The organism is Secundilactobacillus angelensis (assembly GCF_012641075.1).
GTDB lineage: Bacteria > Bacillota > Bacilli > Lactobacillales > Lactobacillaceae > Secundilactobacillus > Secundilactobacillus angelensis.
The window spans coordinates 1-275 of the sequence record NZ_JAAXLJ010000112.1 but is presented as its reverse complement, the minus strand read 5'-3'; the positions used below and the strand labels follow the sequence as shown (position 1 = coordinate 275).

Here is a 275-nt window from a genome sequence, read left to right as displayed (position 1 = left end):
ATTTTGATGGAATAAGCGCCAATGAGATTTTAATATTCGATAGAGACGTGAACGGTGATCAGAGATCGTCTGAAAAGCTTGAATACGAGCTTGATCAAGTACTCGTCCAGCCAGTTGAATAATGTGAAATCGATCAATAACAATCTCAGCATTGGGGAAGATCCGTTTAATAAAGCGACAGTATTGAGCGTTCAGATCAACGACCACGCTTTGAACCCGCTGGCGTTCAGTTAAAGAATATCGGTTGATGAAGTAATCCATGATTTGAGTCGTTA

Annotated in this window: 1 protein-coding gene; it reads right to left on the bottom strand. The window is 40.4% G+C overall.

From position 1 onward, the window contains the following. Window positions 1-275, bottom strand: a 275-nt coding sequence (locus tag HC026_RS13235) for a transposase (protein ID WP_168926230.1), incomplete at both ends; no start/stop codon positions are given.